The following is a 23,495-nucleotide window of genomic DNA, read 5'->3' on the forward strand; positions in this document are numbered from 1 at the left end:
AACGGCTGGGCCGGAACTTTTTCTGGTGGCTTTCGGAAAGGGGGAAGAAAAATGTCTAAAAAAGAAGCCGCTTTCAACGACATTGTGCGCAAAGTGCGCAAACAGCTGTTTGGCAAAGGGCCGGAACGGATTAAAACGTATTTTGTCGACAACTTGGCGATTACGATTTTGCACGGCAATTTAACGCCGACGGAAAAATTTATCGCCCGCACCCCGGAAGGCCGGGAGATGGTGCACGCGGCGAGAACGAAAATGATTCAAGACGTGTACGCTCAGCATGTGCCGGACGGCATGGAAGAGCTCATCGGTTCGAAGCTTCTTTATTTGTTCAGCGACATTAAAGTGGAAGAAGATATGGCCGTGTCCGTGTTCGTGTTTGAAAAACCGATTGAATTGTGACAAATTTGTGAACAAAACGGTTGTCTTTCCCCGCTGTTCATGGTATGCTTATGAATGTAAACAAGGTAAAACTAAAAGAAGCTTGGCCGGCTAGCCGCGGCTGTTCGGTTGGTTGGCAAGTTTCGAAAACGGATGTGCGTTGGTTTCGCTGCAGAAGCGCTGGGCGCAAACTACCGCCGCTTTTCGCTGACAGGGGCAAACAGTGCCTTTGTCCGGAAGGCGGCGGTTTTATTTTGGGGGAAAGGGGGGATGGCAAGGGTGAGCGGATTTGCGGCGAAGCGGCGGCCGATTGTGAAATACCGGAACGGCCGCTTGGTTGAGGAAGAGGACGAGATCGCGCTCGAGTTTCCGTTGACCATAATGGTCAACGGCGAGGAGTTTGCGACGATCGTTTGCACGCCCGCGCATATCGATGAACTGGTGAGCGGATTTTTAGCCGCGGAAGGAGTCATTCGGACGTATAGCGACATCAAAGCGATGACGATCGACGGCGAGCGGGGGTTTGCGTACGTCGAGCTCGCCGCAGGGGGACTGCCGGCCAAACAGTTTTATGCGAAGCGGTTCATCGGCTCGTGCTGCGGAAAAAGCCGCCAGTTTTATTTTTACAACGATATGAAAACGGCGAAAACGATTGTCGGCGGCATTACCGTGAAAGCGGATGACTGCATTCGCCTCATGGAAGCGCTGCACGATCAGTCGACGGACTTTGCGGCGACCGGGGGGCTGCACAATGCCGCGCTCGCTACACCGAATGGGATAGTCGTCGCCCGTTCCGACATCGGGCGTCATAATGCGCTTGATAAGTTGTACGGCTATTGCCTGCGCCATCAAGTGGCGATGAAAGACAAGCTGATTGTATTCAGCGGCCGCGTCTCGTCGGAAGTGCTTTTAAAAGCGGCGAAAATGGGCGTGAGCGTCTTGCTCTCGAAGTCGGCGCCGACGACGCTCGCTTTGGATCTCGCCGACGAGCTCGGCATCACTGTGGTCGGCTTTTTGCGCGGACAAGCGTTTAACGTGTATACGCATGAGAATCGGATTATCAGTGGATGAAAGGGGAAAAGAGGCGATGAAAAACCGTTGGCTCATTGCGCTGTCGGCCGTTGGCATTCATCTTTCGATTGGGTCGGTGTATGCATGGAGCAATTTTACCAACCCGCTAAAACAATTGTTTGGTTGGTCGGACCAAAGTGAAGGCCGGAAAAGCGAAACCTTCGCTAGATTTGGCGCAGCTTACGGCCAATGAGGCGGTGAAAACAAGACGGTTTTGGTATTTATGGTTCATGCTGTTTATTAATGTGACATGCGGCATTGCCGTTTTGGCGGTGGCGAAACCGCTGGCAGTGGAAAGCATCGGCATCAGCCAAGCCGCCGCGGCGGCATTAGTTGGCGCCATCGGAGTGTTTAACGGGTTGGGACGCATCGGCTGGGCGTCGGCTTCGGATTATATCGGCCGTCCCAATACGTATACGGCGTTTTTCGTTTTGCAAATTTTGATTTTCTTCCTGTTGCCGAACGTGTCCATCAAATGGTTGTTTGTGGTGATGCTGACGATTGTGTATACGTGCTACGGCGGCGGATTCGCCTGTATTCCGGCGTATATCGGCGATTTGTTTGGAACAAAGCAGCTCGGTGCCATCCATGGTTATATTTTGACCGCTTGGGCCGCGGCTGGCCTCGTCGGACCGATGTTTGCCGCGTATATTAAAGACACGACCGGTTCGTACGAAGGAAGTTTGGCCTTTTTTGGCGGATTGTTTGTCATCGCTTTCATCATCTCGCTGCTCGTGCGCATCGATATTCGCCGATTGCGCGCCCAACATGAACAAATCGCCTATGTTTCGGCGGCCAAGGAAAGTTGAGAACCATGTCCTTTTGCTCCCTCGGCGTGCGGCAAGCCACGCCGGGGGTTTTTTGCTATAATAAAGTGGATATTGATTATAGGCATCATGGGGGAAACATTGCATGACAAAGGAAACAGAGCGATTTCCAGCGCGCGCGTTTCAGCGCGCTTTGCTTGACTGGTTCGCCCGCGAGCGCCGCGACTTGCCGTGGCGGAAAGACCGCGACCCATATAAAGTATGGGTGTCGGAGGTGATGCTGCAGCAGACGCGCGTCGAGACGGTCATTCCGTATTTTGAGCAGTTTATCGAGCGGTTCCCGACGCTGGAGGCGCTCGCTGACGCTGAGGAGGACGAGGTGCTGAAGGCGTGGGAAGGGCTCGGCTATTACTCGCGCGTGCGCAATCTGCACGCGGCGGTGAAAGAAGTCAAAGAGCGGTACGGCGGCAAAGTGCCGGACGATCCCGATGAATTTTCCAAGCTGAAAGGAGTCGGGCCGTATACGGTCGGGGCGGTGTTGAGCCTCGCCTACGGCGTCCCGGAGCCGGCGGTCGATGGCAACGTGATGCGCGTCTTGTCGCGTCTGTTTCTCGTGACAGATGACATTGCGAAAACATCAACGAAAAAACGGTTTGAACAACTGATCCGCGAAATCATGGCGTACGAACATCCGGGGGCATTCAATGAGGCGTTGATCGAGCTTGGCGCCCTTGTTTGCACGCCGCGCCGCCCGTCGTGCCTGCTATGCCCGGTGCAAACCTACTGCCGGGCGTTTGCCGAAGGGGTAGCGGAAGAGCTGCCGGTAAAAACGAAAAAAACAGCGGTCAAACAAGTGCCGCTCGCGGTGGCGGTGCTAGCCGATGAGGAAGGCCGCGTGCTCATCCGCAAGCGCGACAGCTCCGGCTTGCTTGCGAATTTATGGGAATTTCCGAGCTGCGAAACGGCCGGTGCAGATGGAAAAGAGACGCTTGAGCAAATGGTTGGGGAACAATACGGCTTGCAAGCGGAGCTGACAGAAGCGATCGCTTCGTTGGAGCATGCGTTTTCCCATTTAGTCTGGAAGTTGACGGTCTTTCCCGGCCGCCTGATCAGCAGCCAGTCCGTCAAAGAGCCGCTTCGGCTTGTGTCTGAAGATGAGCTCGAAGCGCACGCTTTTCCGGTGTCCCAGCAGCGCGTTTGGCGCGAATACAAAAAATGGGCGGGCCAAATGCGCCGCCCCGATTAATCCGGCACCGGCATCGTGCCGTGTGTATACGTTGCTTCACGGCGCCCAAGGCCGCCGCGCGCTTCGATCTCTTCGATGATTTCGCGGTGAATCGTCTGCCCTTCGACGTTTAAATACGGAGCGATTTGTTGGAATGAATGATGAAAATAAGCAAGTTCGTCATCGGTCCATTCCGTTTTCGGAATCATCGCCAGCTCGGTCATGTCCCGGCCGACATACATAGGCAGCGCCTCCTTTGTTTGCGGAATTCGGCTATATTATACGTAAAGGAGAGGAAAAACATGAGCGGAAAAGTAGCAGTCGTCACCGGCAGCAGCCGCGGTATCGGCAAAGTGATCGCCTTGCGGTTGGCCAAGGAAGGATACGATATTGTCATCAACTACGCCCGCAGCAAAACCGCCGCCGAAGAAACGGCGCGTGAAATTGAAGCGCTCGGGAGAAAAGCGCTCGTCGTGAAAGCGAACGTTGGCGACGTTGAGAAAATTCGCGCCATGTTCGCCCAAGTCGATGAGGCGTTTGGGCGGGTCGACGTGCTCGTGAACAACGCCGCCTCCGGCGTGTTGCGTCCGGCGATGGAATTAGAAGAAACACATTGGAACTGGACGATGAACATCAACAGCAAAGCGCTGTTGTTTTGCGCGCAGGAAGCAGCTAAAAGAATGGAGCAAGTCGGCGGCGGGAAAATTGTCAGCATCAGCTCACTCGGGTCGATCCGCTATTTGGAAAACTATACGGCGGTCGGTGTCTCGAAAGCGGCGCTTGAAGCGCTGACCCGCTACTTGGCGGTCGAGCTGGCGCCGAAAAACATCGCCGTGAACGCCGTTTCCGGCGGAGCGGTCGATACCGATGCGCTGAAGCATTTCCCGAATCGCGATGAGCTCCTCGCTGACGCCGCGGCGAACACGCCGGCCGGCCGCCCCGTCAAACCGGAAGATCTCGTCAATGCCGTAATGTTTTTATTGTCCGATGCCGCTGAGATGATCCGGGGGCAGACGATCATTGTCGACGGTGGAAGATCTTTACTGTTGTAACGACAGCGGATAGAACGATCACCTCCGGGGCACAGTAAGGGATGTGGAGGTGAGAACAATGGCCAAACAAACGAACAAAACATTTGCTGGCACGAACATTCAAGAAGTAAAACAACAAAACGCACAATCGGCTCAAGCTGCTCAAGCTGGCCAATTCGGCACTGAGTTTGCGGCTGAGACGGACGTGCAACACGTCAAACAACAAAACGCGCAAGCGGAAGCCCGCAAAGCGCAAAACGTCAACCGATAAACGAGTCATCACCGACGGCTGGGGCTTGCCCCTAAGCGATGGCAGCGGGTGCTGCGGAAGCGGGAGCAAGAACTGGCCGAACGAGGAGAGACGAAAAAAGCAGGGGCGGCACGCCTCTGCTTTTTTGTCGACAAAAGCAGTCACGGTTGCGCAAAATTCGTGCAAGGGATTTTTCCATCGAACCGCGAACTGATAAGAAAAACGCATGGTCAACGGGAGGGGAGAGAACATGGGGTACGCATGGGCGGACGCAGAGGATGACGCGCTGTTTTTATGGCATGAAATGCAACGTTGTGAAGAGATCGCCCGCCAGTTGGAAGAGCTTGAGCATGAAGCGCCGACCGCCGCTCTTCGCGAGGAGGTTCGGCGGATGAGACAGCAGGTGGAAGACATTCGGCGCCTCTTTTTCGCCCAGCTTTCTCTAGAAGGCCGGTGATTTAAGGGAGCAGGGAGCAAGCCGCTTATCCAGCCTGTTTCTCAAATAGAAAAGCCTTGTCGCATCAGGATCGTCTTTCAAACGCTCCCCCCCATTGCTCAAAAGAAACAACCGTTTTTCACCAGCCATCTAGAAGGCTGGTGAAAAACCGATGTCACACACCGATCGGCAGCCATTTTCATTCAGAAAAGAAAGCTGATTCTGCAAGGTTTCTCTCATTGAGAAATGGATGGAATCAGTAGTATTTGGCACTAAATCACCAGCCCCTAGGCGTTTCATGAGGCGAGATGGCTGTTTCCCACCGCTCGTTTGGCCGCTTCGGCGCGGCGAGCGGACTCGCTTTCTTTCCATTTGCGCAGGAAACAAGGTATAATAGGGGAAAGAAAAAGCTCCCATTGGAAAGTAGGGAAGAATGATGCCAACGCACCCTCGAGAAGGGAAAATCATTCAAATCCATAGTTATAAGCATAATGGGACGATTCATCGCATTTGGCAGGAAACCGTCGTGCTCAAAGGAACGCCGTCATATGTGATCGGCGCCAACGACAAAACGCTCGTCATGGAGGCGGACGGCCGGACGTGGGTGACGCGCGAGCCGGCGATTTGTTTTTTTCACGCCAAGCACTGGTTTAACATTATTGCGATGATCCGCGAAGACGGCGTGTATTATTACTGCAATTTGAGCTCGCCGTTCGTCTGGGACGAGGAGGCGCTGAAATATATTGATTACGACTTGGATATTAAGGTGTTTCCAGACATGACGTATATGCTGCTTGACGAGGACGAGTACGAGCGTCACCGTCGTGAAATGAACTATCCGGAAGTGATCGATCGCATTTTAAAAAACAACGTCCATAAGCTCATTGGTTGGATTCAAGAGCGGAAAGGGCCGTTTGCCCCCGAGTTTGTCGACAAGTGGTACGGAACGTTCCAAGCGTATCAAAGATAACATAGCGGCACGAAAAAAGCCTGTTCGGCACCGCTGGCAGGTTTTTTCTGCTTTTCGGGGGGAATCGCCATGGACAGCATTCGTTGTTATTCATTGAAAACGGGCAAATCGTTGAAAGTGGCACGCATGAAGAACGTATGGCGAAGCGGGGAGTTATGACCAGCTGTTTACGGTTCAGCATTTGTGATGGTAGACAAAATAATATTTTTGAAGAAGCAGGTTTGTCCCGAAGAGCATGGTGTTGCAGCGGAGGAGGCACTACAACGAAGACCGAGCAGCTTTGCTGATGCTCCATTGATCTGTACGGCCCTTATACTAAGGGGTTCGCTCGCCGCCATCCTTCCGGACAAAGCTGCTTTTTTATTGTTTTGATGATTTTAATTTTTTGAAATATTATATTGTTTTATTGGATGAGACATGGCATAATTTTGTTCAGGGGGAAAAGTTTGTTGGCATGGGACGGCGAGGAGGTGAGGCTGGTGGAAGGAGAGGTTTTGCTGGACGTTCGTGGGCTGCGGACATCTTTTTTTACCGATGAAGGCGAGATTCCAGCTGTCGACGGAGTGGATTTTGCTGTACGAGCAGGCGAGGTGCTTGGCATCGTCGGCGAATCGGGCTGTGGAAAAAGCGTCACATCCTTGTCGATTATGGGGCTGCTGCCAAAAGGAATCGGCAAGGTGGTCGGCGGCGAGATTTTGTTTAAAGGAGAGAATCTAGTGGAAGCGTCCGAGCGGCGGATGAAGCAAATCCGCGGCAACGAGATCGCGATGATTTTCCAAGAGCCGATGACCTCCCTAAATCCATTGTTTACCATAGGCAATCAATTGGTTGAAGCGATTTGCTTACATACCAAAATGGCGAAAAAAGAGGCGCGAGTGCGGGCGGCGGAGATGCTTCAGCTCGTCGGATTGCCGCGGGCTGAACAGCTATTGGACGCGTATCCGCACGAGCTGTCGGGCGGCATGCGCCAGCGGGTGATGATCGCCATGGCGATGGCGTGCCGGCCGGCGCTTTTGATCGCTGATGAGCCGACGACGGCGCTTGATGTGACGATTCAGGCGCAAATTTTGGCGCTGATGAAAGAATTGAACCGGACGTTCGGCACGGCGATCATGATGATCACCCATGATTTGGGCGTGGTTGCCGAACTATGCGACCGCGTGATCGTCATGTACGCTGGCCAAATCGTGGAAGAAGGAAGCGTGCGCGATATTTTCCGCCATCCGCAGCATCCGTACACTGCCGGCCTGATTCGCTCGATCCCGGATATCCGCGGCAAAAAGGAGCGGCTATACTCCATACCGGGCCAAGTGCCAAAACCCGGAGCGGTCCGCCGCGGCTGCCGATTTGCTGACCGGTGCGAATGGGCCGTTGACCGCTGTCGCCAAGAAGATCCGCTATTGTACGAAACGGGGGAACAAGGCCATCGCGCCCGTTGCTTTTTGGCGGTAGAGAAGGGAGGGCTAGCCGATGCGCGAACCGCTGCTCGAAGCGAAAGGGCTTAAAAAATACTTTCCGATCACTGGGGGCGTTTTTGGAAAACAAGTGGGGACGGTCAAAGCGGTCGATGATGTGACATTCACCGTGTACCGCGGCGAGACGCTCGGCATTGTCGGCGAGTCCGGCTGCGGCAAGTCAACGACGGGGCGAATGCTGCTGCGGCTCATTGAGCCGACGGACGGTTCGATCGTATTTGAAGGGAAACATGTAACCGCTTTATCAAAAGCGGAGTTGCGCCGGCTGCGGCGCGATATGCAAATGATTTTTCAAGATCCGTTCGCCTCGCTCAATCCGCGCCATACGGTCGAAAAGATCTTGGAAGAGCCGCTCATTGTCCACGGCATGGGATCGAAAGAAGAGCGGAAGCGGCGGGTGCGGGAGATGCTTGAGGTGGTCGGGCTCGGTTCGTATCATGCTAAGCGCTATCCGCATCAGTTCAGCGGCGGCCAGCGCCAGCGCATCGGCATCGCGCGGGCGCTGATGACCCATCCGAAACTGATCATCGCCGATGAACCGGTGTCAGCGCTTGATGTCTCCATTCAGGCGCAAGTGCTCAATTTACTTGAAGATTTGCAAAGGCAGTTTGGCCTTACATACATTTTCATCGCCCATGATTTAGGGGTCGTTCGCCATATCAGCGACCGGGTCGGCGTTATGTATTTGGGCCGTATGGTTGAACTGGCGGACAGCGAGTCGTTATACGAATCGCCGAAGCATCCCTATACACAGGCGCTTTTGTCCGCGGTGCCGATTCCAGATCCTGATCATAAAAGAGAACGGCCATTGCTTTCCGGTGATTTGCCAAACCCGGCAAATCCACCACAAGGATGCGCCTTCCATACGCGCTGCGCATTCTGTATGGACATTTGCCGCGAGCAGCGTCCGGAATGGCGAGAGGTGACGGACGGACATTACGTTGCCTGCCACTTGTATGGGTCAGCTGGCGGGTGGCGTGATGATAGACCAATTGAGCAGAAGGGGGAAGCGCGATGAGGAAAAAACCATGGTTAACCTGGCTTGTCATGATGCTGGCTGTGACGCTTGTTCTTGCCGGTTGCGGCAAGTCGAAGCAAACCGCAGGGGGAGGCAGTGACAAACCGTCGACTCAAGATACGCTCGTGTACGGGCGCGGCGGTGATTCGGTATCGCTCGATCCAGCGACCGTGACCGACGGGGAGTCGCTGAAAGTGACGAAAAATATTTTTGATACGTTGCTGGACTACAATGACAATGATACGTCCGTCAAACCGGCGTTGGCGACGGAATGGACGATTTCTGGAGACGGTCTGACGTATACGTTTAAGCTGCGCCAAGGTGTCAAGTTTCACGATGGGACCGAATTTAACGCCGATGCCGTCGTCTTTAACTTCGAACGGTGGGCCAACGGCAACGCCGACAAGTTTCCGTATTACGGATCGATGTTTGGCGGCTACAAGCAGGATGACAGCCATGTGATTAAAGAAGTAAAGGCGCTCGACAAGTACACGGTGCAATTTGTACTGAAACGCCCGCAAGCGCCGTTTTTGAAAAATCTTGCCATGACCCCGTTTGCCATCGCCAGCCCAGAAGCGGTGAAAAAATACGGTGACAAGTTTGGTGAACACCCAGTCGGGACCGGCCCGTTCGTCTTTAAAGAGTGGAAGCGGAACGAACGGATCGTGCTGGAAAAAAATAAAGACTATTGGGAAAAAGGCTATCCGAAGCTGAACCGGCTCATTTTCGTGTCCATTCCAGACAACTCGGCGCGCCTCAATGCGCTCTTAAAAGGCGAGATCGACATCATGGAAGACTTGAATCCGACGGACTTAAAACAGGTGGAAGGAAACAAAGAGTTTCAAATTTTCAAGCGTCCGTCGATGAACGTCGCCTATGTCGGGCTGACGGCGACAAGAGGGCCGCTGAAAAACAAGCTGGTTCGCCAAGCGTTGAACTACGCGGTTGACAAGAAAGCGATCATCGACGCGTTTTACGCCGGTCAAGCGGAACCGGCGAAAAATCCGATGCCGCCGAGCATCCCGGGTTACAACGATGCGATTCAAGACTATCCGTTTGATTTGAATAAAGCGAAAGAGCTGCTGGCGAAAGCGGGTTATCCGAATGGCTTCGAAATCGAACTGTGGGCGATGCCGGTGCCGCGTCCGTATATGCCGGATGGGCAAAAAATCGCTGAGGCCATTCAAGCGAATTTTGCCAAAATCGGCGTCAAAGCGAAAATCGTGACGTATGAATGGGCGACCTATTTAGACAAACTCGCCAAAGGAGAAGCGGACACGTTCCTGCTCGGCTGGACGGGCGACAACGGCGATGCGGATAACTTCTTATATGCGCTCCTTGACAAAGACAGCATTGGCAGCAACAACTACACCTATTTCTCAAACGATGAGCTGCATAAAATTTTGGTCGAAGCGCAAACGGTGAGCGATGAAAACAAACGGAACGAACTGTATAAAAAAGCGCAAGAGATCATTAAAGAGGAAGCGCCATGGATTCCGCTCGTCCATTCGACTCCGCTGTTGGCCGGCAAGGCGAATATTCAAGGCTTTACTCCGCACCCGACCGGTTCGGATAAGTTTACGAAAGTCGAGTTTCGATAAGCGACTGAGAGAGGGGAAGGAGCGCGTCTTCCCCTCTTTGCTTGCCGCATGTTGAGGGAGGGAGAGTCAGGTGCTGTCGTATGTGTTGAAAAGGATGCTGATGATCATCCCTGTTTTATTCGGAATGTCGCTGCTTGTCTTCTTGATGATCCGAGCCATTCCAGGCAACCCGGCGCAAGTCATTTTAGGGCAAAAAGCGACGAAAGAGGCTGTCGCCGCTTTGACTCATAAACTCGGGTTGGATGAGCCTTGGTACGTGCAGTATGTCAAATATATCGGCGGCTTGCTGCGGGGGGACCTAGGGGAATCGATCCGTACGGGAGCGCCTATCGCAAAGGAAATCTGGCCGTATTTAGCAGCGACGATCGAACTGTCGCTGGCGGCGATGCTCATTGCCGTGATCATCGGCGTAAACGCTGGCATTATCAGCGCTTGGTTTCAAAATTCGTGGTTTGATTATATGGCGATGGTATTGGCGCTGATTGGGGTGTCGATGCCGATCTTTTGGCTTGGCTTAATGGAGCAATGGCTGTTTTCCATCCAGCTCGATTGGCTTCCGACAGCAGGACGGGAAGATGTGCGCAGCCCGATTGAGCCGATCACCCATCTGTATTTGATCGATACACTGCTATCAGGGAATACCGAGCAGTTTTGGCAAGTTGTTCAACATCTCGTCTTGCCGAGCATGGCTTTAGCGACGATCCCGATGGCGATTATCGCCCGCATGACGCGTTCGAGCATGTTGGAAGTGATGAAATCCGACTACATTCGCACTGCCCGCGCGAAAGGGTTAAGCATGTTTTGGGTGGTGTACAAACATTCGTTGAAAAATGCGATTATTCCCGTATTGACGGTGATCGGGCTGCAAACAGGGCTGCTGCTTGGCGGAGCGATTTTGACGGAAACGATTTTCAGCTGGCCCGGCATCGGACGCTATATTTATGATGCGATCGGGTACCGCGATTATCCGGTGATTCAATCGGGGATTTTGATCATTGCCACCATTTTTATTTTCATGAATTTAATCGTAGATTTGCTTTATGCGATCATTGATCCGCGTATTAAGTACAATTAAAGGGGAGAGCGCCTATGGCTGAACTAGCGCGCACACCGGCAACACCGCCGACGGCAATGGGGGAGACGGAATCCGTTTCTTTATGGAAAGAAGCGTGGCGGCGGTTTCGAAAAAATAAAATCGCTTTGGTTGGGGCTGGGATCGTTTTCTTTTTTATCCTTGTCGCCATCTTGGCGCCGTGGTTGGCGCCATATGATTATAAAGACCAACAGTTGGCCGAGCGGCTGCAGCCGCCTTCAAGCGCGCATTGGTTCGGTACCGATGACTTTGGACGTGACATTTTCTCGCGCATTGTATATGGGGCTCGCATTTCGTTATGGGTCGGTTTTTTTTCCGTGCTTGGCTCCGTCATCGTTGGCTCGCTGCTCGGCATTATCGCCGGTTATTACGGCCGGTGGATCGATGGCATCATTTCACGCTTGTTTGATATTTTGTTGGCGTTTCCGAGCATTTTGTTGGCGATCGGCATCGTCGCGGTGCTTGGTCCTTCCCTGCAAAACGCCCTCATCGCGATTGCGGTCATTAACGTGCCGAACTTTGGTCGTTTGATCCGGTCCCGCGTGTTAAGCATTAAGCAGGAGGAATACATTACGGCAGCGAAAGCGATCGGCATGAGCGATTGGCGCATTTTAATCCATCACATTTTGCCTAATAGCCTCGCGCCGATCATCGTCCAAGGGACGTTGGCGATTGCGACCGCCATCATTGAAGCGGCCGCGCTTGGTTTTTTAGGCTTAGGAGCGCAGCCGCCTACCCCGGAATGGGGAAAGATGTTGTCCGATGCGAAAGAGTTTTTGACGCAGGCGCCGTGGACGATGATTTTTCCCGGGTTGGCCATTATGTTGACCGTACTAGGGTTTAACTTAATGGGGGATGGGCTGCGCGATGCGCTTGACCCACGGATGAAAAACTGAAGCAGGCGGTCCGCTACGAGCGGCCGCCTGTTGCCTTTTCGAGCTCTTTTTCAAGTTTGTCATCGTAGTGATAATGATGGAAGCTGTCAACAAGTTTGTCGAGATGTTCAAGCCGGTCCCCGTAATCGATGAGCGCTCCAATCAACGAAAACAACCGATACTCAGCAGGCGGTTCGCCGCCAGCGTAAAGAGCGGAGGCGAGCCGTTCGCGTTGGCGGCCGATTTCCTCGGCCCTTTTGTCGTGGGGGAGCGGTTTGGCCTTATGGATAAATTTCAGCAACAGCTGTTCGTGATAGTCGAGCAAGTGGCTAAGGTGCAAGCAAATGGCTTCGCGGAGTTCAGCCGGCAAGCGGGTGAACTCGTTTTCGAGCTGATGAAGCCATTTCAAGACGGACAACGCGCGATGGGCGGCGATGATCATTTGCCGGTATAACACGAGCTTGCGCGATTTTTGGAAGCGCAGGCGCCGGAAGTACGTGCGTTCTTCTTTATACATGAAATACAGATGATCCAGTTTTGTCATTTCTTCATGCAATGTTTCAATCTCGTCTTTTAAGCGATGATGATCGGCTGCCTGTTGTTTATGGAGGCGAATCCATTTTAAAATTGTTTCTGTTTTGCCGCTAATTGTTTCATACACTGTAGATGAGCATTTTTCATTACAATAATTTCCATGCCCTAAGAGACAAACAGGGGACCCCTTAGGCGACATGGAGCTGTTTTTTGATCACATCAATGGGAATATTTTGCTTCGCGGCATCGTAGATGAACTCGACGACGCTGTGCCCTTTCCGAGACCGAAGAAGCTCCAGGCCGGAAGAGAGGTCTTGCTGAGATTCGGCGATGCTGTATACGCAGGCGAACAGCACCACGGCCCAATACCGTTTCACCGCCCGAATGTGACGAACACGGTACCCATCGAGCTTCAGCTGGTCTTTGGCCTGCCGGAAAAAGCATTCGATCGTCCAGCGCTGGGCATAATAACGCAAGATCTCTTCATCGCCTAGCTCCCGGTCGGTGCTCAAGACGACATGGAGATGATCTGGCGTCATCGGTTCATCCGCCTTCCAAGCCAGCAGCACCACCGCGTCATCGAGGCCATGGATCGCTCCCTCGTAGCGATACACGCGGTAACGCTCCTTCCCCACCGTGACGAGGTGGGTGTCGTTGGGCTCGATATAGCGGGCGAACTTCTTCGCTTGGATGGCGATACCTTTCGGATAGAGAATCCGGTTCGTCTTGAGCATGGCGATGACATGGAATCCTTGTTTCAGGCAGGCTTCGATGAGCGCTTGGGACGGATACCAGGAATCCATGAGCACATACACCGGCTGAGCCCGCTTCCCCTTGAGCGAGGAAAGCATCTCGATCGCCAGGTCGATTTTGCTTCTTCCCGCCGTCTTGTCATACAGACGAAAGGCGAACGGAAACGCTTGCGAGAAAGTATGCACCATCAGCCAAACAAGCGAATGCCCCCAAACGGATTGATGATCTTTGTGCGAGTAGTGCCAATCACACCCTTGAATGGCGCGGGCAGCCCGTGACGAAGGCTTCGTTTTTTGGCAAATCGTATCATCAATCGAAACAAAAAGGGGTTGATTCTCCCGTTTGGCTAGGCGTTCGATCTGGCGAAGAATCCATTCTTGAAGCTTCTCAAGCAGTTTTTCCTCGTTCCAAGGGCTTTTCGTGAAAAAATGGCTGAGCGTGGTTCGATGGTTGGGATGAAAACTCCAGTACCGGACATCCGTCAATGTCCCCGAAAATCCCTTGGTAGTCAAGGCGTCGACAAGGTAAACGAGATGCTTGATGACCGGCTTCGAGAAATAAAGCGCCAATCCCAACGTCATGAAAAACTTGTGGATTCCTTGATGATGTGCTAATCTATTCATGAGACATGAACCTCCTTGTGTGAATGGGTTTGAGCACATCTATTTTACTCAAGGAGTTGGGTTCATGTCTCCTTTTTTGTTTAGTTGTCAATTTATGTTAGCAAATTTGCTCATCTACAGTCATACAATTTTTTTTCATATTTGGGCGGCAAAAAAATCAAGTTGACAAGAAAAGCGGCAAAAAGCCCGAGCATGATTGTGAGAAAGCGGATGGCCGCAAACTCGATAAACTGCCGGTCGGTATATTCCATAATCGCGATCACGGTCACGAGCGCGACCGAAATCGTCGAGGACTCGAGGCGCATTTTCAGGCAAAGGGCGATGACAATCATGATCGTTAACCCGACGATCAACGGATCGCGGCCGAGAATAAGAACGGCGGCAATGGCAAACAAGGCGCCGATCACATTCGCTTGCACTTGCTCGATCAGCGATAAATACGAACGATAAATGGTCGGCTGCATCGCGAACACCGCTGAAATGCCGGCAAACACCGGAGACGGAAAATGAAAGAGCGCCCCGAGAAACAACGCCAGCGCTACGGCAATCCCCGTTTTCAAAATGCGGGCACCGAGTTTCATCTATGATCAAAACTCTCCTTTTGCGTTTTCCTGAACCATTCAGTACTATACACACTTTTCTATATGAGTTCAAGGAAAAAATAGAACGGGGTTGACCAAAAAAATGGTCTGCCTCAAGATAGCAACCCTATCAGGTGGCAGAAGGAGTTGGCATAAATAAAAGAGGGGCAGACCGAAAAGGCGATCTCCCCTCAAGAAAGACAGAGCATATCGTGTGGCAAAGGAGCAGCTAGCGCCTATATAGCGGTGAGAGAGGGGCAGACCGAAAAGGCGATCTCGCTTCAAGAAAGACAGAGCATAATCGTATGGCAGGGAAGCAGTTAGTGCCTCTATATAGCCGATGAGAGAGAGGGTGGCCCAAAAGGACCGGGACGCCCTCTTTCGTCGCTATATATGCGTGCTGACTGCTTCTGCTGTGCCTATCTTGAAAGAAGGCGACCTTTTGGGGCAGCCCCTCGTTGCCGAAAGTTTAGAACACGACGGGAAGGCGAGGGGTGCGGCGGTTGGAAAGGCGGGCGTTTACTTCTTGCCGGAAGCGGGTTCCCTCAAGCCACAGCAATGATCCAGCGGCCGAGCGGACAAGAGCCAACGGCCGACCAGGGGGCAACGGCTCGGCGTTGTCGCCGTACGGTTCAGTAGTGATGAAGATACGGGAAAGCGATTCCGTTCTCCACAGCGCCCCTTCCGTTTCAGCCAGCCATATCGCTTCATGATCCAAGCTGGCGACGATGCATCTGCTGTACGGCCGCGGCGGGGACGAGACCGTTTCTGGCGTCAACACAAGCGCGGCCGCCTCGAGCAAGCTGTAGCCATTGTCGTAGACGAGCGTTTCCACGGATGAAGCGGACGTCTCGCCGCCATCGACGAGTAGGCCTGCTGCCCCAAGTCGTCGATAACCATGAGGCGCATCCGCCGTTTGGGCATACGCAAAGGCAGCCGATGAGGCGAAGAACGGATGGGATACATCTAGGTCTCGCCGCAATTCGTCCACGGTGTTCGCTTCGTAGATGACGTGGAGATGGCTGAGCGAAGCGACGCGGACATCCGTTTGCCGCTCCATCGCGACTGCTAGGCGGAACAAGCGATCGGATAGGGAAAACACATCGCTCGGCAGCATGGCGACTTGCCAAAACAAGGAATTTTTTTGCCAAGATGGCCGAGTCGATTCGAACAGCAGGGTGAAGCCGAACTGTTTGATCAGTTGGCGCAGGCCCGCTTGAATCGGCTCCGGACGGGCGGAGCAGGAAAGAAGCACATGGCCGACGATGAAATGGTCGTTGGCGGCAATTTCCGGGTTTTGTCCGGCGTTGGCGAGCTTATCCATCCACAGCTTGCGCGGAATATCAAACTGAACGGCAATATTCGCTTCACGACAGTGTCGGTCGGCCGATTGGCTCCAGCCGGTGAGCGTTTCTAGGACGGCGTTCGTATGGCTCTTTGTTCCCATCCCGTTGATTTCCATGACCGCCGCGAAAAAGGCGGGCTGCCCTTTCGCCGCTTGGGCCGCGTTGGCTGTTGGTTGATCCATGAACGTTAGGCGCAGGCGGAAGCGCGCGCTCCCGTGGCGCCGGCCACCTCCTCTCAAAGCATGACGGAAAAAGGGAGTCTTAATTTTCAAAATTTGTTGTTTATCATACCATGGGGGGCAGAGGAAATCAATGGACGTTGGTTAGGGGGTGATCATGTTCACAAAATTGTCGAAAAGTTTGACGAAAACGGCCGTGTTCCCCTCGCATGGACGTTTGCGGGGCAAAAGGGAAACGTTCAACATCTTGGAGGAGGGAGATTTCATCTTGGATCGGGCTTTGCAATGTCATTTCCGAACTGGAATAAACTGTTGGTTTTCTGGCGTGCTCCATCGCCAAAAAGGAGTAAAGAGCGGCTCGGTCGTGATGGAAAGGGCGCCCAATGTTTGGAAAAGGCGCCCTTCTGGACATGTCGGTGGACAGGCCGAGTTTTCTGCTCGTTCTGGCGATTCATGATCGCTTTTCTCACGTTCGGCAATCGATTGGCCCGCCACCTCCCGTTCTAGCGATTCATGATAGGTTTTTCTTCCATCATTTCCGCGCGGCGTGCTGGGAACAGCCGCTTTTCGTCCTTCCTGCTTCGGCAAGGAAAGAGGCAGTTACAGTTGTCGGAACGCTTTGCCAACGGCATCGATCGTGTAGGCGATGTCGTCTTCGGTATGAGCGAGGGTGATAAACCATGCTTCATATTTGGACGGTGCAAGATTGATTCCTTGTTTGAGCATGAGCTTGAAAAATTTCGCAAACAACGTGCCGTCGCTGCGCTGGGCTTGCTCATAGTTTTCGACTTTTTCTTCCGTAAAGAAGACGGTGAGCGCACCTTTTAAGCGGTTGACGGTCACCGGCAGGCCGCATTGGCGGGCATGGGCGAGGATGCCTTCTTCGAGCATGGCTCCTAGCCGATCCAGATGTTCGTAGACGCCCTCTTGCTTTAACACTTCAAGGCAGGCGATGCCAGCGAGCATCGACGCCGGGTTGCCGGCCATCGTCCCCGCTTGGTACGCCGGTCCGAGCGGAGCGACTTGTTCCATAATGTCTTGGCGTCCGCCGTATGCGCCGATCGGCAAGCCGCCGCCGATAATTTTCCCCATCGCTGTCAAGTCGGGTTCGATGCCGAGCAAGTTTTGCGCTCCGCCATACATAAAGCGGAAGGCGGTGATCACTTCGTCGTAAATGACAAGCGCCCCTTTTTTGTGGGCCACCTCATTGATCGCTTCTAAAAAGCCTGGCTTTGGCAGAACGATGCCGAAGTTGCCAACGATCGGTTCGACCAATACGGCTGCGACTTGCTCGCCCCAAACGTTCATCGCTTCACGGAACGATTCCGCATCATTGTACGGCACCGTAATCACTTCTTGGGCAATGCTTGGCGGCACGCCAGCTGAATCCGGCGTCCCTAATGTCGATGGTCCTGAGCCGGCGGCGACGAGCACAAGATCTGAATGGCCATGGTAGCAGCCGGCGAATTTCACGATTTTGCTGCGGCCGGTGTAGGCGCGGGCGACGCGGATCGTCGTCATCACCGCTTCCGTTCCTGAGTTGACAAACCGTACTTTTTCAAGCGACGGGATCGCCTCTTTTAACATTTTGGCGAACGTAATCTCATGCGGCGTCGGCGTGCCGTACAGCACCCCGGTCTCGGCGGCGCGGCGGATGGCCGCGGCGATGTGTGGATGGGCGTGGCCGGCGATGATCGGCCCGTAGGCGGCCAAATAGTCGATGTACCGGTTTCCATCTACATCCCAGAAATACGCTCCCTGCGCCCGTTCCATCACGACTGGTGCTCCGCCGCCGACGGCTTTGTATGAGCGGGACGGGCTGTTCACCCCGCCGACAATGTGCTTAAGTGCTTCCTCATAGAATTGTTCTGATTTGGTCCACTGCATCGTTTGATCCTCCTGTTTCCGATAACTGCGCCTTTATTTTACCATAATGGGGTTGTCAGTTGCGGCTAGGGTGTTCGCGCGTACAAACGAGCCCCTTTGGTATGGATGAGACACAAAACAGGTGCAAATGACGATGATTTATGTATAATGAATGGCGATGTAACGGAAAACAGGCAAACCCCTTTGTTAGTCGGCAACTAAAGAGGCGGGAGGAGAAAGATGAACATCATTGAAGTTGAACAGCTGCGAAAAGAATTTAAAGTCCATAGAAGCCGCTCCGGCCTCGTCGGGGCGTTTCGTGATTTATGGACGCGCCGTTACACGACCGTTCGGGCGGTTGACGGCATTTCTTTTGCTGTCAAGCGAGGTGAAATCGTCGGTTATATCGGCGAAAACGGGGCCGGCAAGTCGACGACGATCAAGATGTTGACCGGTATTTTAACCCCGACGTCAGGTCGCATCGTCGTCAACGGGATGAACCCGCATCAAGAGCGGGAGAAATTTGTGCGCACGATCGGCGTTGTGTTCGGCCAGCGCTCGCAATTGTGGTGGGATATCGCGGTTCAAGAATCGTTTCGCTTGTTGAAAAAAGTGTACCGCGTTCCCGATGAACAGTACGACCGCCATATGGGCGAGGTGATCGAGATGCTTGAGATCGGATCGCTGCTTGATAAGCCGGTGCGCAAGCTGTCGCTCGGGCAGCGGATGCGCTGCGAGCTCGCCGCCGCGCTCATTCACAATCCGCCGCTGTTGTTTTTGGACGAGCCGACAATCGGTTTGGATGTGCTTGTTAAGCTCAACATCCGTCAGTTTTTGAAACAGTTGAACGAGCGGTACGGAACGACGATTTTGCTGACGACGCACGACATGTCAGACATCGAGGCGCTGTGCGAGCGGGTGATCATGCTTGACGAAGGAAAAATCATTTATGATGGTTCGCTCGAAACGTTAAAAGAAAAGTGGGGACAAGGAAAACGGGTGGCGTTTACATTCGCAGAAGCAACGGCCGCTCCGCCTTTGCAGGAGCTGACGGTTGGCTTGGATGTCGTCTGGAAAAAAGGAGAGCAGCCGAACATTTGGGTGGCGCACGTTCCATCGGGAGGAGTGCCGGAAGTCGTCAGCCGCGTCGCCGCCCGCTACCCGCTGCAAGATATTCGGATTTATGAAGCGTCGACGGAAGAGATCGTTCGCCACATTTACGAAGAGGGTGCGGTGCATGGATAAGTATATGGAAATGATTCGCATCCGCTTTTTAATGATGCTCGCTTACCGGACCAACTATTATACGGGGATTCTCATTTACGCCATTAACATTGCGGCGTACTACTTCCTTTGGTCGGCCGTTTATGGGGGCAGGCCGTCGATGCAAGGGATGTCGCTTGAGCAAATGACGACGTATGTCGCCATTTCTTGGCTGGCGCGGGCGTTTTATTTTAACAACCTTGACCGCGAAATCGCCATGGAAATCCGGGATGGAAAAGTAGCGGTGGAATTGATCCGCCCGTACAGCTATTTGGGAATGAAAGCGGTGCAAGGGCTTGGCGAGGGGCTGTTCCGCCTGTTCTTTTTATCATTGCCTGGGCTTTTGGTCGTATCGCTTTTTTTGCCGCTGCAGTTTCCAGAACACGCGAAAACGTGGTTCGCCTTCGCTCTGTCGCTTTTATTCAGCTTTATCATTTTTTCCGAGCTGAACTTGCTTGCGGGGGTTGTGACGTTTTTTACGTTCCGCAATGAAGGGTTGCTGCGGGCGAAGCGGTTTATCATCGACTTGTTTTCCGGGTTGATTTTGCCGCTTTCCTTTTATCCAGATTGGGCGCAGCGATGGATGCACTATTTTCCGTTTCAGGCGATCAGCTATATCCCGAGCATGATTGTTACGGAAAGCTTCCAAGGCGCCGCCGCTCGCGACGGCCTGCTCATGCAGGCGGCATGGTGCATCGCGTTGCTGTTCCCGCTTGGATGGTTATGGAGGGCGGCGAAACGGCGTCTCGTTGTGCAAGGAGGGTAAACGTTGTTTTACGTATCGGTGTTTGTTCAATACATGGGGCAATATATGAAGACGAAACTGCAATATCGTGCCGATTTGTTCGTAGAGTGGCTGTCCGACTTGATGGCTCAGGCCGTCAACTTGATCTTTTTGCTCGTTGTGTTCAGCCATACGCCGCTGCTTCACGGTTGGTCGCGCGATGAGATGTTGTTCATTTACGGCTTTTTCCTCGTGCCGTACGCCGTATTTGCGGCCTTTTTCAACTTATGGGATTTTAATGAGCGCTACATTGTCCAAGGCGAAATGGACCGCGTGTTGACGCGCCCGGTGCACAGCCTGTTTCAGATCATTCTCGAGCGAATGGAGCTCGAATCGTTGCTCGGCGCTGTGCCCGGGCTGGTCATTATGGTGTATGCCGGCAGCCGCTTGTCGCTTTCGTTCCATTGGTATGATGCCTTGATGTTTATTTTGCTTGTGGTCGGCGGAGTGTTGATTTATGCCGGCATTTTCATTTCGCTGGCGACGATTAGCTTTTTTGCCGATGCCCGCACATCCATCATGCCGATGATGTACAACATCAGCAGCTATGGCCGCTACCCGGTCGATATTTACCATCGCGTCATCCGCTATATTTTAACGTGGGTGTTGCCGTTTGCCTTCGTCGGCGTCTATCCGGCTTCGTATTTTCTCCGCAAGGAAGAATGGTATGGCTACGCGTTTTTCACTCCGGTCGTCGGCGCCTTGTTTTTTGCCATCGCCGTCATGCTTTGGAACGCTGGGGTGAGGCGGTATCGCGGGACGGGGAGCTGACTGCCCCGTCCGTTTTTTGCTTAACGGAGGCTGTCATAAAAATGCCAAACAACGGCCAAACAATTGCCATAATCGTTTATGCATAGTTCTCGCTTCATCGTGTAAAATAATTTGTGAATATATTCACAATCATGAGGAGGGAGACAGCGATGAAAAACGGAGGAGGAAATCGCGTGGCGGTCATCGGCACCGGATTGGTCGGCGCCAGTTATGCTTTTGCTTTATTGAACCAAGGGATTGCCGATGAAATTGTGCTCATCGATGCGAACGAAAATAAAGCTGCGGGCGATGCGATGGATTTCAACCATGGGAAAGTGTTTGCGCCGAAGCCCACGGACATTTGGCATGGCGATTACCGCGACTGCCGCGACGCTGATTTAGTCGTCATTTGCGCCGGCGCCAATCAACAACCAGGCGAGACGCGGCTTGATCTAGTGGATAAAAATATCGCCATTTTCCGCTCGATCGTTGAATCGGTTATGGCATCCGGGTTTCAAGGATTGTTTCTTGTCGCCACCAATCCGGTTGATATTTTAACATATGCGACGTGGAAGTTCAGCGGCCTGCCGCCAGAACGAGTAATCGGATCGGGCACGATTTTGGACACCGCCCGCTTTCGCTTTTTATTAGGCGAGTATTTCGCCATCGCCCCGACGAATGTCCACGCCTACATTATCGGGGAACACGGCGATACCGAGCTTCCGGTCTGGAGCCAGGCTGACATCGGCGGGGTGCCGATCCGCAAGTGGATCGAATCGAAAGGAGAACAGGCAAGGGAGGATTTGGAGCGCATTTTTGCCAACGTTCGTGACGCTGCTTATCAAATTATCGAGAAAAAAGGAGCGACATACTACGGCATCGCCATGGGGCTTGCCCGCGTGACGCGCGCCATTTTGCATAACGAAAATGCCATTTTGACCGTCTCGGCTTATTTGGACGGCTTATACGGTGAACGCGACGTCTATATCGGTGTACCAGCGGTCATCAACCGTAATGGCATCCGCGAAGTGATTGAAATCGAGCTGGACGATCACGAGCAAACTTGGTTTCACCACAGCGCCGCGACGCTGAAAGAGGTGCTGGCCCGCTTCTTTTTCCGGTGAGGAGTCGCCATGACAACGCGATTTGCGCCTCACTGAGCTGGCTGCCCGCTTTTTTTTCCAGTGAGGAGTGCGTTCGGTCAAAATGACAACTGGCCATTTGACTGGATGAGCCACTCGACAGACGGCGCCTTGGTGCGGTCGGTTGGTTTCACTCCCCGCTGGTTCCTCCCCGTCATAATTGCTTGTCCGGCCACGTATATATGAACAACGGACAAAGATGGGGGGATGCGATGGATTACGCCTTCCTCGGAGTGATTGCCGCCGTCCTCCTAGGCTGTATCACCTCGCTTTGGACGGCGCGCGTGCAAGCGACGCACCGGCTTTCGCTCGACAGCTTATGGGTGCTTGTTCAGTGGTACGTAACGATGATGCTTGGGTTTGCTATGATTTACATGATTTTGCAGATCAACGGCCATCAAGTGTTTACTCCGTCTCCGAACAGTGCCACAGGAGAACGTCTCGCTTTGCTTGAGGATAGCTTGTACTTAAGCGGTATGACGCTCTTATCCGTCGGGTACGGGGATGTGACCCCGATCGGCATCGGGCGGTGGATCGCCATTGCCGAAGCGCTTCTCGGCTACATTATGCCTGCTGTCATTGTCACGCGCACTGTATTTGACTGGGACCATCGCTGACAGTTGCAAATTCTCTTCGTCTTCGCTACGCTAAAAGAAAACATCGAAGACGGAGGGAATGCCATGACGGCAGTGATTGGCCAGCCAGCCCCGGATTTCACTTTGCCAGCAAGCAACGGGGAAATGGTGTCGCTTTCCGATTTTCGCGGTCAGTATGTCATTCTTTATTTTTATCCAAAGGACATGACGCCCGGGTGCACGACCGAGGCATGCGATTTTCGCGACCGCTATGAACGGTTTAACGAATTGAATGCCGTCATCTTAGGGGTGAGCACAGACCCAGTCAAGCGGCATGAAACGTTCGTTGAGAAGTATGAATTGCCGTTTTTGCTTCTTTCCGATGAGCAGCATCAGGTGGCAGAACTGTATGGGGTCTGGAAGAAAAAGCGGAATTTTGGCAAAGAATACATGGGCATCGAGCGCTCGACGTTCATTATCGCCCCCGATGGAACATTGGTCAAAGAATGGCGCGGGGTGAAAGTAAAGGGGCACGTCGATGAGACGCTCGCGCAGGTGGCCCGATTGGCCTCATCTAGGTAAGCGTCCAAGCAAGAACAACGTTTTTGCGTATGATGCATAGTAACCTCCTCAAATGAATGAATTGTGGCGGGCGGAAACGATTTCCGCCCTCTTTTTGTTAAATAAAGACGCTCAAGTCCCATATATTAATGGTATGTATATTGACAAAACGCCTACATTCCTTGTAGACTAATTATAAATATTATAAAATGATAATTTTTTTCATCTTTTGCAGAGAGTGAGGTGCATGACGGTGTCTGTCAATGAGCAACTCAAGGAAGCGCTGGACATGTTAAAAAAGACGGGCATACGCATTACGCCGCAGCGTCATGCGATATTGGAGTATTT

Annotated in this window: 25 protein-coding genes and 2 pseudogenes (1 of these 27 only partly in view); 21 read left to right on the top strand and 6 right to left on the bottom strand. The window is 53.0% G+C overall.

The window, feature by feature from the left end:
- The first annotated feature begins 51 nt into the window (after window positions 1-51).
- The 5 genes and pseudogenes from ACTVIM_RS02635 (at window position 52) to mutY (ending at window position 3,462) form a co-directional block, all read left to right on the top strand.
- A complete protein-coding gene (locus ACTVIM_RS02635) occupies window positions 52-399 on the top strand; it encodes a DUF2294 domain-containing protein (RefSeq protein WP_011229964.1) in 348 nt (115 codons plus the stop codon).
- Window positions 400-657: 258 nt separating this feature from the next.
- Window positions 658-1,449 carry a formate dehydrogenase accessory sulfurtransferase FdhD gene (gene fdhD / locus ACTVIM_RS02640; RefSeq protein WP_445613562.1) on the top strand — a complete coding sequence of 264 codons (792 nt, stop codon included), beginning with the start codon at window positions 658-660 and terminating at the stop codon, window positions 1,447-1,449.
- A 16-nt stretch (window positions 1,450-1,465) separates the two neighbouring features.
- Window positions 1,466-1,642: a hypothetical protein gene (locus ACTVIM_RS02645; RefSeq protein ID WP_369802265.1), complete on the top strand. Its 177-nt coding sequence runs from the start codon at window positions 1,466-1,468 to the stop codon at window positions 1,640-1,642.
- Window positions 1,584-2,258: pseudogene (locus ACTVIM_RS02650) on the top strand (MFS transporter); the annotation flags it as partial. The gene ACTVIM_RS02645 and the pseudogene ACTVIM_RS02650, both read left to right, overlap by 59 nt.
- A gap of 103 nt (window positions 2,259-2,361) precedes the next feature.
- Window positions 2,362-3,462, top strand: a complete 1,101-nt coding sequence (gene mutY / locus ACTVIM_RS02655; protein ID WP_445613563.1) for an A/G-specific adenine glycosylase — start codon at window positions 2,362-2,364, stop codon at window positions 3,460-3,462.
- Here the strand turns inward: mutY and ACTVIM_RS02660 are convergent.
- Window positions 3,459-3,683 carry a hypothetical protein gene (locus ACTVIM_RS02660; protein ID WP_031405621.1) on the bottom strand — a complete coding sequence of 75 codons (225 nt, stop codon included), beginning with the start codon at window positions 3,681-3,683 and terminating at the stop codon, window positions 3,459-3,461. The genes mutY and ACTVIM_RS02660 overlap by 4 nt on opposite strands.
- A 60-nt stretch (window positions 3,684-3,743) precedes the next feature.
- Here ACTVIM_RS02660 and fabL point away from each other — a divergent pair, with 60 nt between their 5' ends.
- From fabL to nikC, 9 genes are all read left to right on the top strand, one after another.
- Window positions 3,744-4,493, top strand: coding sequence for an enoyl-[acyl-carrier-protein] reductase FabL (fabL, locus tag ACTVIM_RS02665; RefSeq protein ID WP_033018885.1), 750 nt, complete (start codon window positions 3,744-3,746; stop codon window positions 4,491-4,493).
- Between the two features lie 58 nt (window positions 4,494-4,551).
- Window positions 4,552-4,743 carry a gamma-type small acid-soluble spore protein gene (locus ACTVIM_RS02670; RefSeq protein ID WP_033018886.1) on the top strand — a complete coding sequence of 64 codons (192 nt, stop codon included), beginning with the start codon at window positions 4,552-4,554 and terminating at the stop codon, window positions 4,741-4,743.
- Between the two features lie 229 nt (window positions 4,744-4,972).
- A complete protein-coding gene (locus tag ACTVIM_RS02675) occupies window positions 4,973-5,179 on the top strand; it encodes a YgaB family protein (protein WP_200878272.1) in 207 nt (68 codons plus the stop codon).
- Between the two features lie 415 nt (window positions 5,180-5,594).
- Window positions 5,595-6,128, top strand: coding sequence for a nucleoside tri-diphosphate phosphatase (ntdP, locus tag ACTVIM_RS02680; protein WP_445613564.1), 534 nt, complete (start codon window positions 5,595-5,597; stop codon window positions 6,126-6,128).
- Window positions 6,129-6,607: 479 nt separating this feature from the next.
- On the top strand, window positions 6,608-7,633 hold the full coding sequence (locus ACTVIM_RS02685; RefSeq protein WP_033844540.1) for an ABC transporter ATP-binding protein: 1,026 nt from the start codon (window positions 6,608-6,610) through the stop codon (window positions 7,631-7,633).
- On the top strand, window positions 7,599-8,621 hold the full coding sequence (locus tag ACTVIM_RS02690) for an ABC transporter ATP-binding protein (protein ID WP_445613565.1): 1,023 nt from the start codon (window positions 7,599-7,601) through the stop codon (window positions 8,619-8,621). Before ACTVIM_RS02685 ends, ACTVIM_RS02690 begins: the two co-directional genes overlap by 35 nt.
- Window positions 8,618-10,222 carry an ABC transporter substrate-binding protein gene (locus ACTVIM_RS02695; RefSeq protein WP_144972841.1) on the top strand — a complete coding sequence of 535 codons (1,605 nt, stop codon included), beginning with the start codon at window positions 8,618-8,620 and terminating at the stop codon, window positions 10,220-10,222. The genes ACTVIM_RS02690 and ACTVIM_RS02695 overlap by 4 nt, the downstream gene beginning before the upstream one ends.
- A 70-nt stretch (window positions 10,223-10,292) precedes the next feature.
- Window positions 10,293-11,297, top strand: a complete 1,005-nt coding sequence (locus ACTVIM_RS02700; RefSeq protein WP_033844535.1) for an ABC transporter permease — start codon at window positions 10,293-10,295, stop codon at window positions 11,295-11,297.
- Window positions 11,298-11,311: 14 nt separating this feature from the next.
- Window positions 11,312-12,211 carry a nickel transporter permease gene (gene nikC / locus ACTVIM_RS02705; protein WP_033844534.1) on the top strand — a complete coding sequence of 300 codons (900 nt, stop codon included), beginning with the start codon at window positions 11,312-11,314 and terminating at the stop codon, window positions 12,209-12,211.
- A gap of 13 nt (window positions 12,212-12,224) precedes the next feature.
- Here nikC and ACTVIM_RS02710 read toward each other — a convergent pair whose 3' ends face one another.
- The 5 genes and pseudogenes from ACTVIM_RS02710 to ACTVIM_RS02730 form a co-directional block, all read right to left on the bottom strand.
- Window positions 12,225-12,851: a hypothetical protein gene (locus ACTVIM_RS02710; protein ID WP_445613566.1), complete on the bottom strand. Its 627-nt coding sequence runs from the start codon at window positions 12,849-12,851 to the stop codon at window positions 12,225-12,227.
- Between the two features lie 61 nt (window positions 12,852-12,912).
- Entirely contained in the window at window positions 12,913-14,100 is a 1,188-nt protein-coding gene (locus ACTVIM_RS02715) for an IS701 family transposase (protein WP_445612345.1), read from the bottom strand.
- A 119-nt stretch (window positions 14,101-14,219) separates the two neighbouring features.
- Window positions 14,220-14,681: pseudogene (locus tag ACTVIM_RS02720) on the bottom strand (aromatic acid exporter family protein); the annotation flags it as partial.
- Between the two features lie 469 nt (window positions 14,682-15,150).
- Window positions 15,151-16,209 (bottom strand): glutamate synthase, encoded by a 1,059-nt coding sequence (locus ACTVIM_RS02725; RefSeq protein WP_445613567.1) that lies wholly within the window; start codon window positions 16,207-16,209, stop codon window positions 15,151-15,153.
- Between the two features lie 597 nt (window positions 16,210-16,806).
- Complete coding sequence (locus ACTVIM_RS02730; RefSeq protein ID WP_445613568.1) at window positions 16,807-18,093, bottom strand: glutamate-1-semialdehyde 2,1-aminomutase; 1,287 nt, start codon at window positions 18,091-18,093, stop codon at window positions 16,807-16,809.
- A gap of 219 nt (window positions 18,094-18,312) precedes the next feature.
- Between ACTVIM_RS02730 and ACTVIM_RS02735 the strand changes: the two genes are divergently transcribed.
- From ACTVIM_RS02735 to perR, 7 genes are all read left to right on the top strand, one after another.
- Complete coding sequence (locus ACTVIM_RS02735; RefSeq protein WP_033018892.1) at window positions 18,313-19,317, top strand: ABC transporter ATP-binding protein; 1,005 nt, start codon at window positions 18,313-18,315, stop codon at window positions 19,315-19,317.
- Entirely contained in the window at window positions 19,310-20,101 is a 792-nt protein-coding gene (locus ACTVIM_RS02740; RefSeq protein WP_033018893.1) for an ABC transporter permease, read from the top strand. Before ACTVIM_RS02735 ends, ACTVIM_RS02740 begins: the two co-directional genes overlap by 8 nt.
- A gap of 3 nt (window positions 20,102-20,104) precedes the next feature.
- Window positions 20,105-20,890, top strand: coding sequence for an ABC transporter permease (locus ACTVIM_RS02745; protein WP_445613569.1), 786 nt, complete (start codon window positions 20,105-20,107; stop codon window positions 20,888-20,890).
- Window positions 20,891-21,039: 149 nt separating this feature from the next.
- Window positions 21,040-21,993, top strand: a complete 954-nt coding sequence (locus tag ACTVIM_RS02750) for an L-lactate dehydrogenase (protein ID WP_445613570.1) — start codon at window positions 21,040-21,042, stop codon at window positions 21,991-21,993.
- Between the two features lie 230 nt (window positions 21,994-22,223).
- Window positions 22,224-22,628: an ion channel gene (locus ACTVIM_RS02755; protein ID WP_445613571.1), complete on the top strand. Its 405-nt coding sequence runs from the start codon at window positions 22,224-22,226 to the stop codon at window positions 22,626-22,628.
- 63 nt (window positions 22,629-22,691) lie between these two features.
- Window positions 22,692-23,168 carry a thioredoxin-dependent thiol peroxidase gene (gene bcp, locus ACTVIM_RS02760; RefSeq protein WP_445613572.1) on the top strand — a complete coding sequence of 159 codons (477 nt, stop codon included), beginning with the start codon at window positions 22,692-22,694 and terminating at the stop codon, window positions 23,166-23,168.
- A gap of 226 nt (window positions 23,169-23,394) precedes the next feature.
- Window positions 23,395-23,495, top strand: partial view of a peroxide-responsive transcriptional repressor PerR gene (gene perR, locus ACTVIM_RS02765; RefSeq protein WP_144972860.1) — the beginning only. 352 nt of this gene lie beyond the right edge of the window; 101 of the gene's 453 nt are visible here — the first part of the coding sequence; the start codon lies at window positions 23,395-23,397; its stop codon lies beyond the right edge, outside the window.

The organism is Geobacillus sp. YF-1 (genome assembly GCF_052692335.1).

Coding starts and splice junctions, on each gene's coding strand:
- ACTVIM_RS02750 (WP_445613570.1), top strand. CDS start 21,040: ATGAAAAACGGAGGAGGAAATCGCGTGGCGGTCATCGGCACCGGATTG.
- nikC (WP_033844534.1), top strand. CDS start 11,312: ATGGCTGAACTAGCGCGCACACCGGCAACACCGCCGACGGCAATGGGG.
- ACTVIM_RS02675 (WP_200878272.1), top strand. CDS start 4,973: ATGGGGTACGCATGGGCGGACGCAGAGGATGACGCGCTGTTTTTATGG.
- ACTVIM_RS02645 (WP_369802265.1), top strand. CDS start 1,466: ATGAAAAACCGTTGGCTCATTGCGCTGTCGGCCGTTGGCATTCATCTT.
- ACTVIM_RS02725 (WP_445613567.1), bottom strand. CDS start 16,209: ATGGATCAACCAACAGCCAACGCGGCCCAAGCGGCGAAAGGGCAGCCC.
- ACTVIM_RS02715 (WP_445612345.1), bottom strand. CDS start 14,100: ATGAATAGATTAGCACATCATCAAGGAATCCACAAGTTTTTCATGACG.
- ntdP (WP_445613564.1), top strand. CDS start 5,595: ATGCCAACGCACCCTCGAGAAGGGAAAATCATTCAAATCCATAGTTAT.
- ACTVIM_RS02730 (WP_445613568.1), bottom strand. CDS start 18,093: ATGCAGTGGACCAAATCAGAACAATTCTATGAGGAAGCACTTAAGCAC.
- ACTVIM_RS02635 (WP_011229964.1), top strand. CDS start 52: ATGTCTAAAAAAGAAGCCGCTTTCAACGACATTGTGCGCAAAGTGCGC.
- ACTVIM_RS02740 (WP_033018893.1), top strand. CDS start 19,310: ATGGATAAGTATATGGAAATGATTCGCATCCGCTTTTTAATGATGCTC.
- ACTVIM_RS02660 (WP_031405621.1), bottom strand. CDS start 3,683: ATGTATGTCGGCCGGGACATGACCGAGCTGGCGATGATTCCGAAAACG.
- ACTVIM_RS02695 (WP_144972841.1), top strand. CDS start 8,618: ATGAGGAAAAAACCATGGTTAACCTGGCTTGTCATGATGCTGGCTGTG.
- fabL (WP_033018885.1), top strand. CDS start 3,744: ATGAGCGGAAAAGTAGCAGTCGTCACCGGCAGCAGCCGCGGTATCGGC.
- mutY (WP_445613563.1), top strand. CDS start 2,362: ATGACAAAGGAAACAGAGCGATTTCCAGCGCGCGCGTTTCAGCGCGCT.
- ACTVIM_RS02690 (WP_445613565.1), top strand. CDS start 7,599: ATGCGCGAACCGCTGCTCGAAGCGAAAGGGCTTAAAAAATACTTTCCG.
- bcp (WP_445613572.1), top strand. CDS start 22,692: ATGACGGCAGTGATTGGCCAGCCAGCCCCGGATTTCACTTTGCCAGCA.
- ACTVIM_RS02735 (WP_033018892.1), top strand. CDS start 18,313: ATGAACATCATTGAAGTTGAACAGCTGCGAAAAGAATTTAAAGTCCAT.
- ACTVIM_RS02755 (WP_445613571.1), top strand. CDS start 22,224: ATGGATTACGCCTTCCTCGGAGTGATTGCCGCCGTCCTCCTAGGCTGT.
- ACTVIM_RS02670 (WP_033018886.1), top strand. CDS start 4,552: ATGGCCAAACAAACGAACAAAACATTTGCTGGCACGAACATTCAAGAA.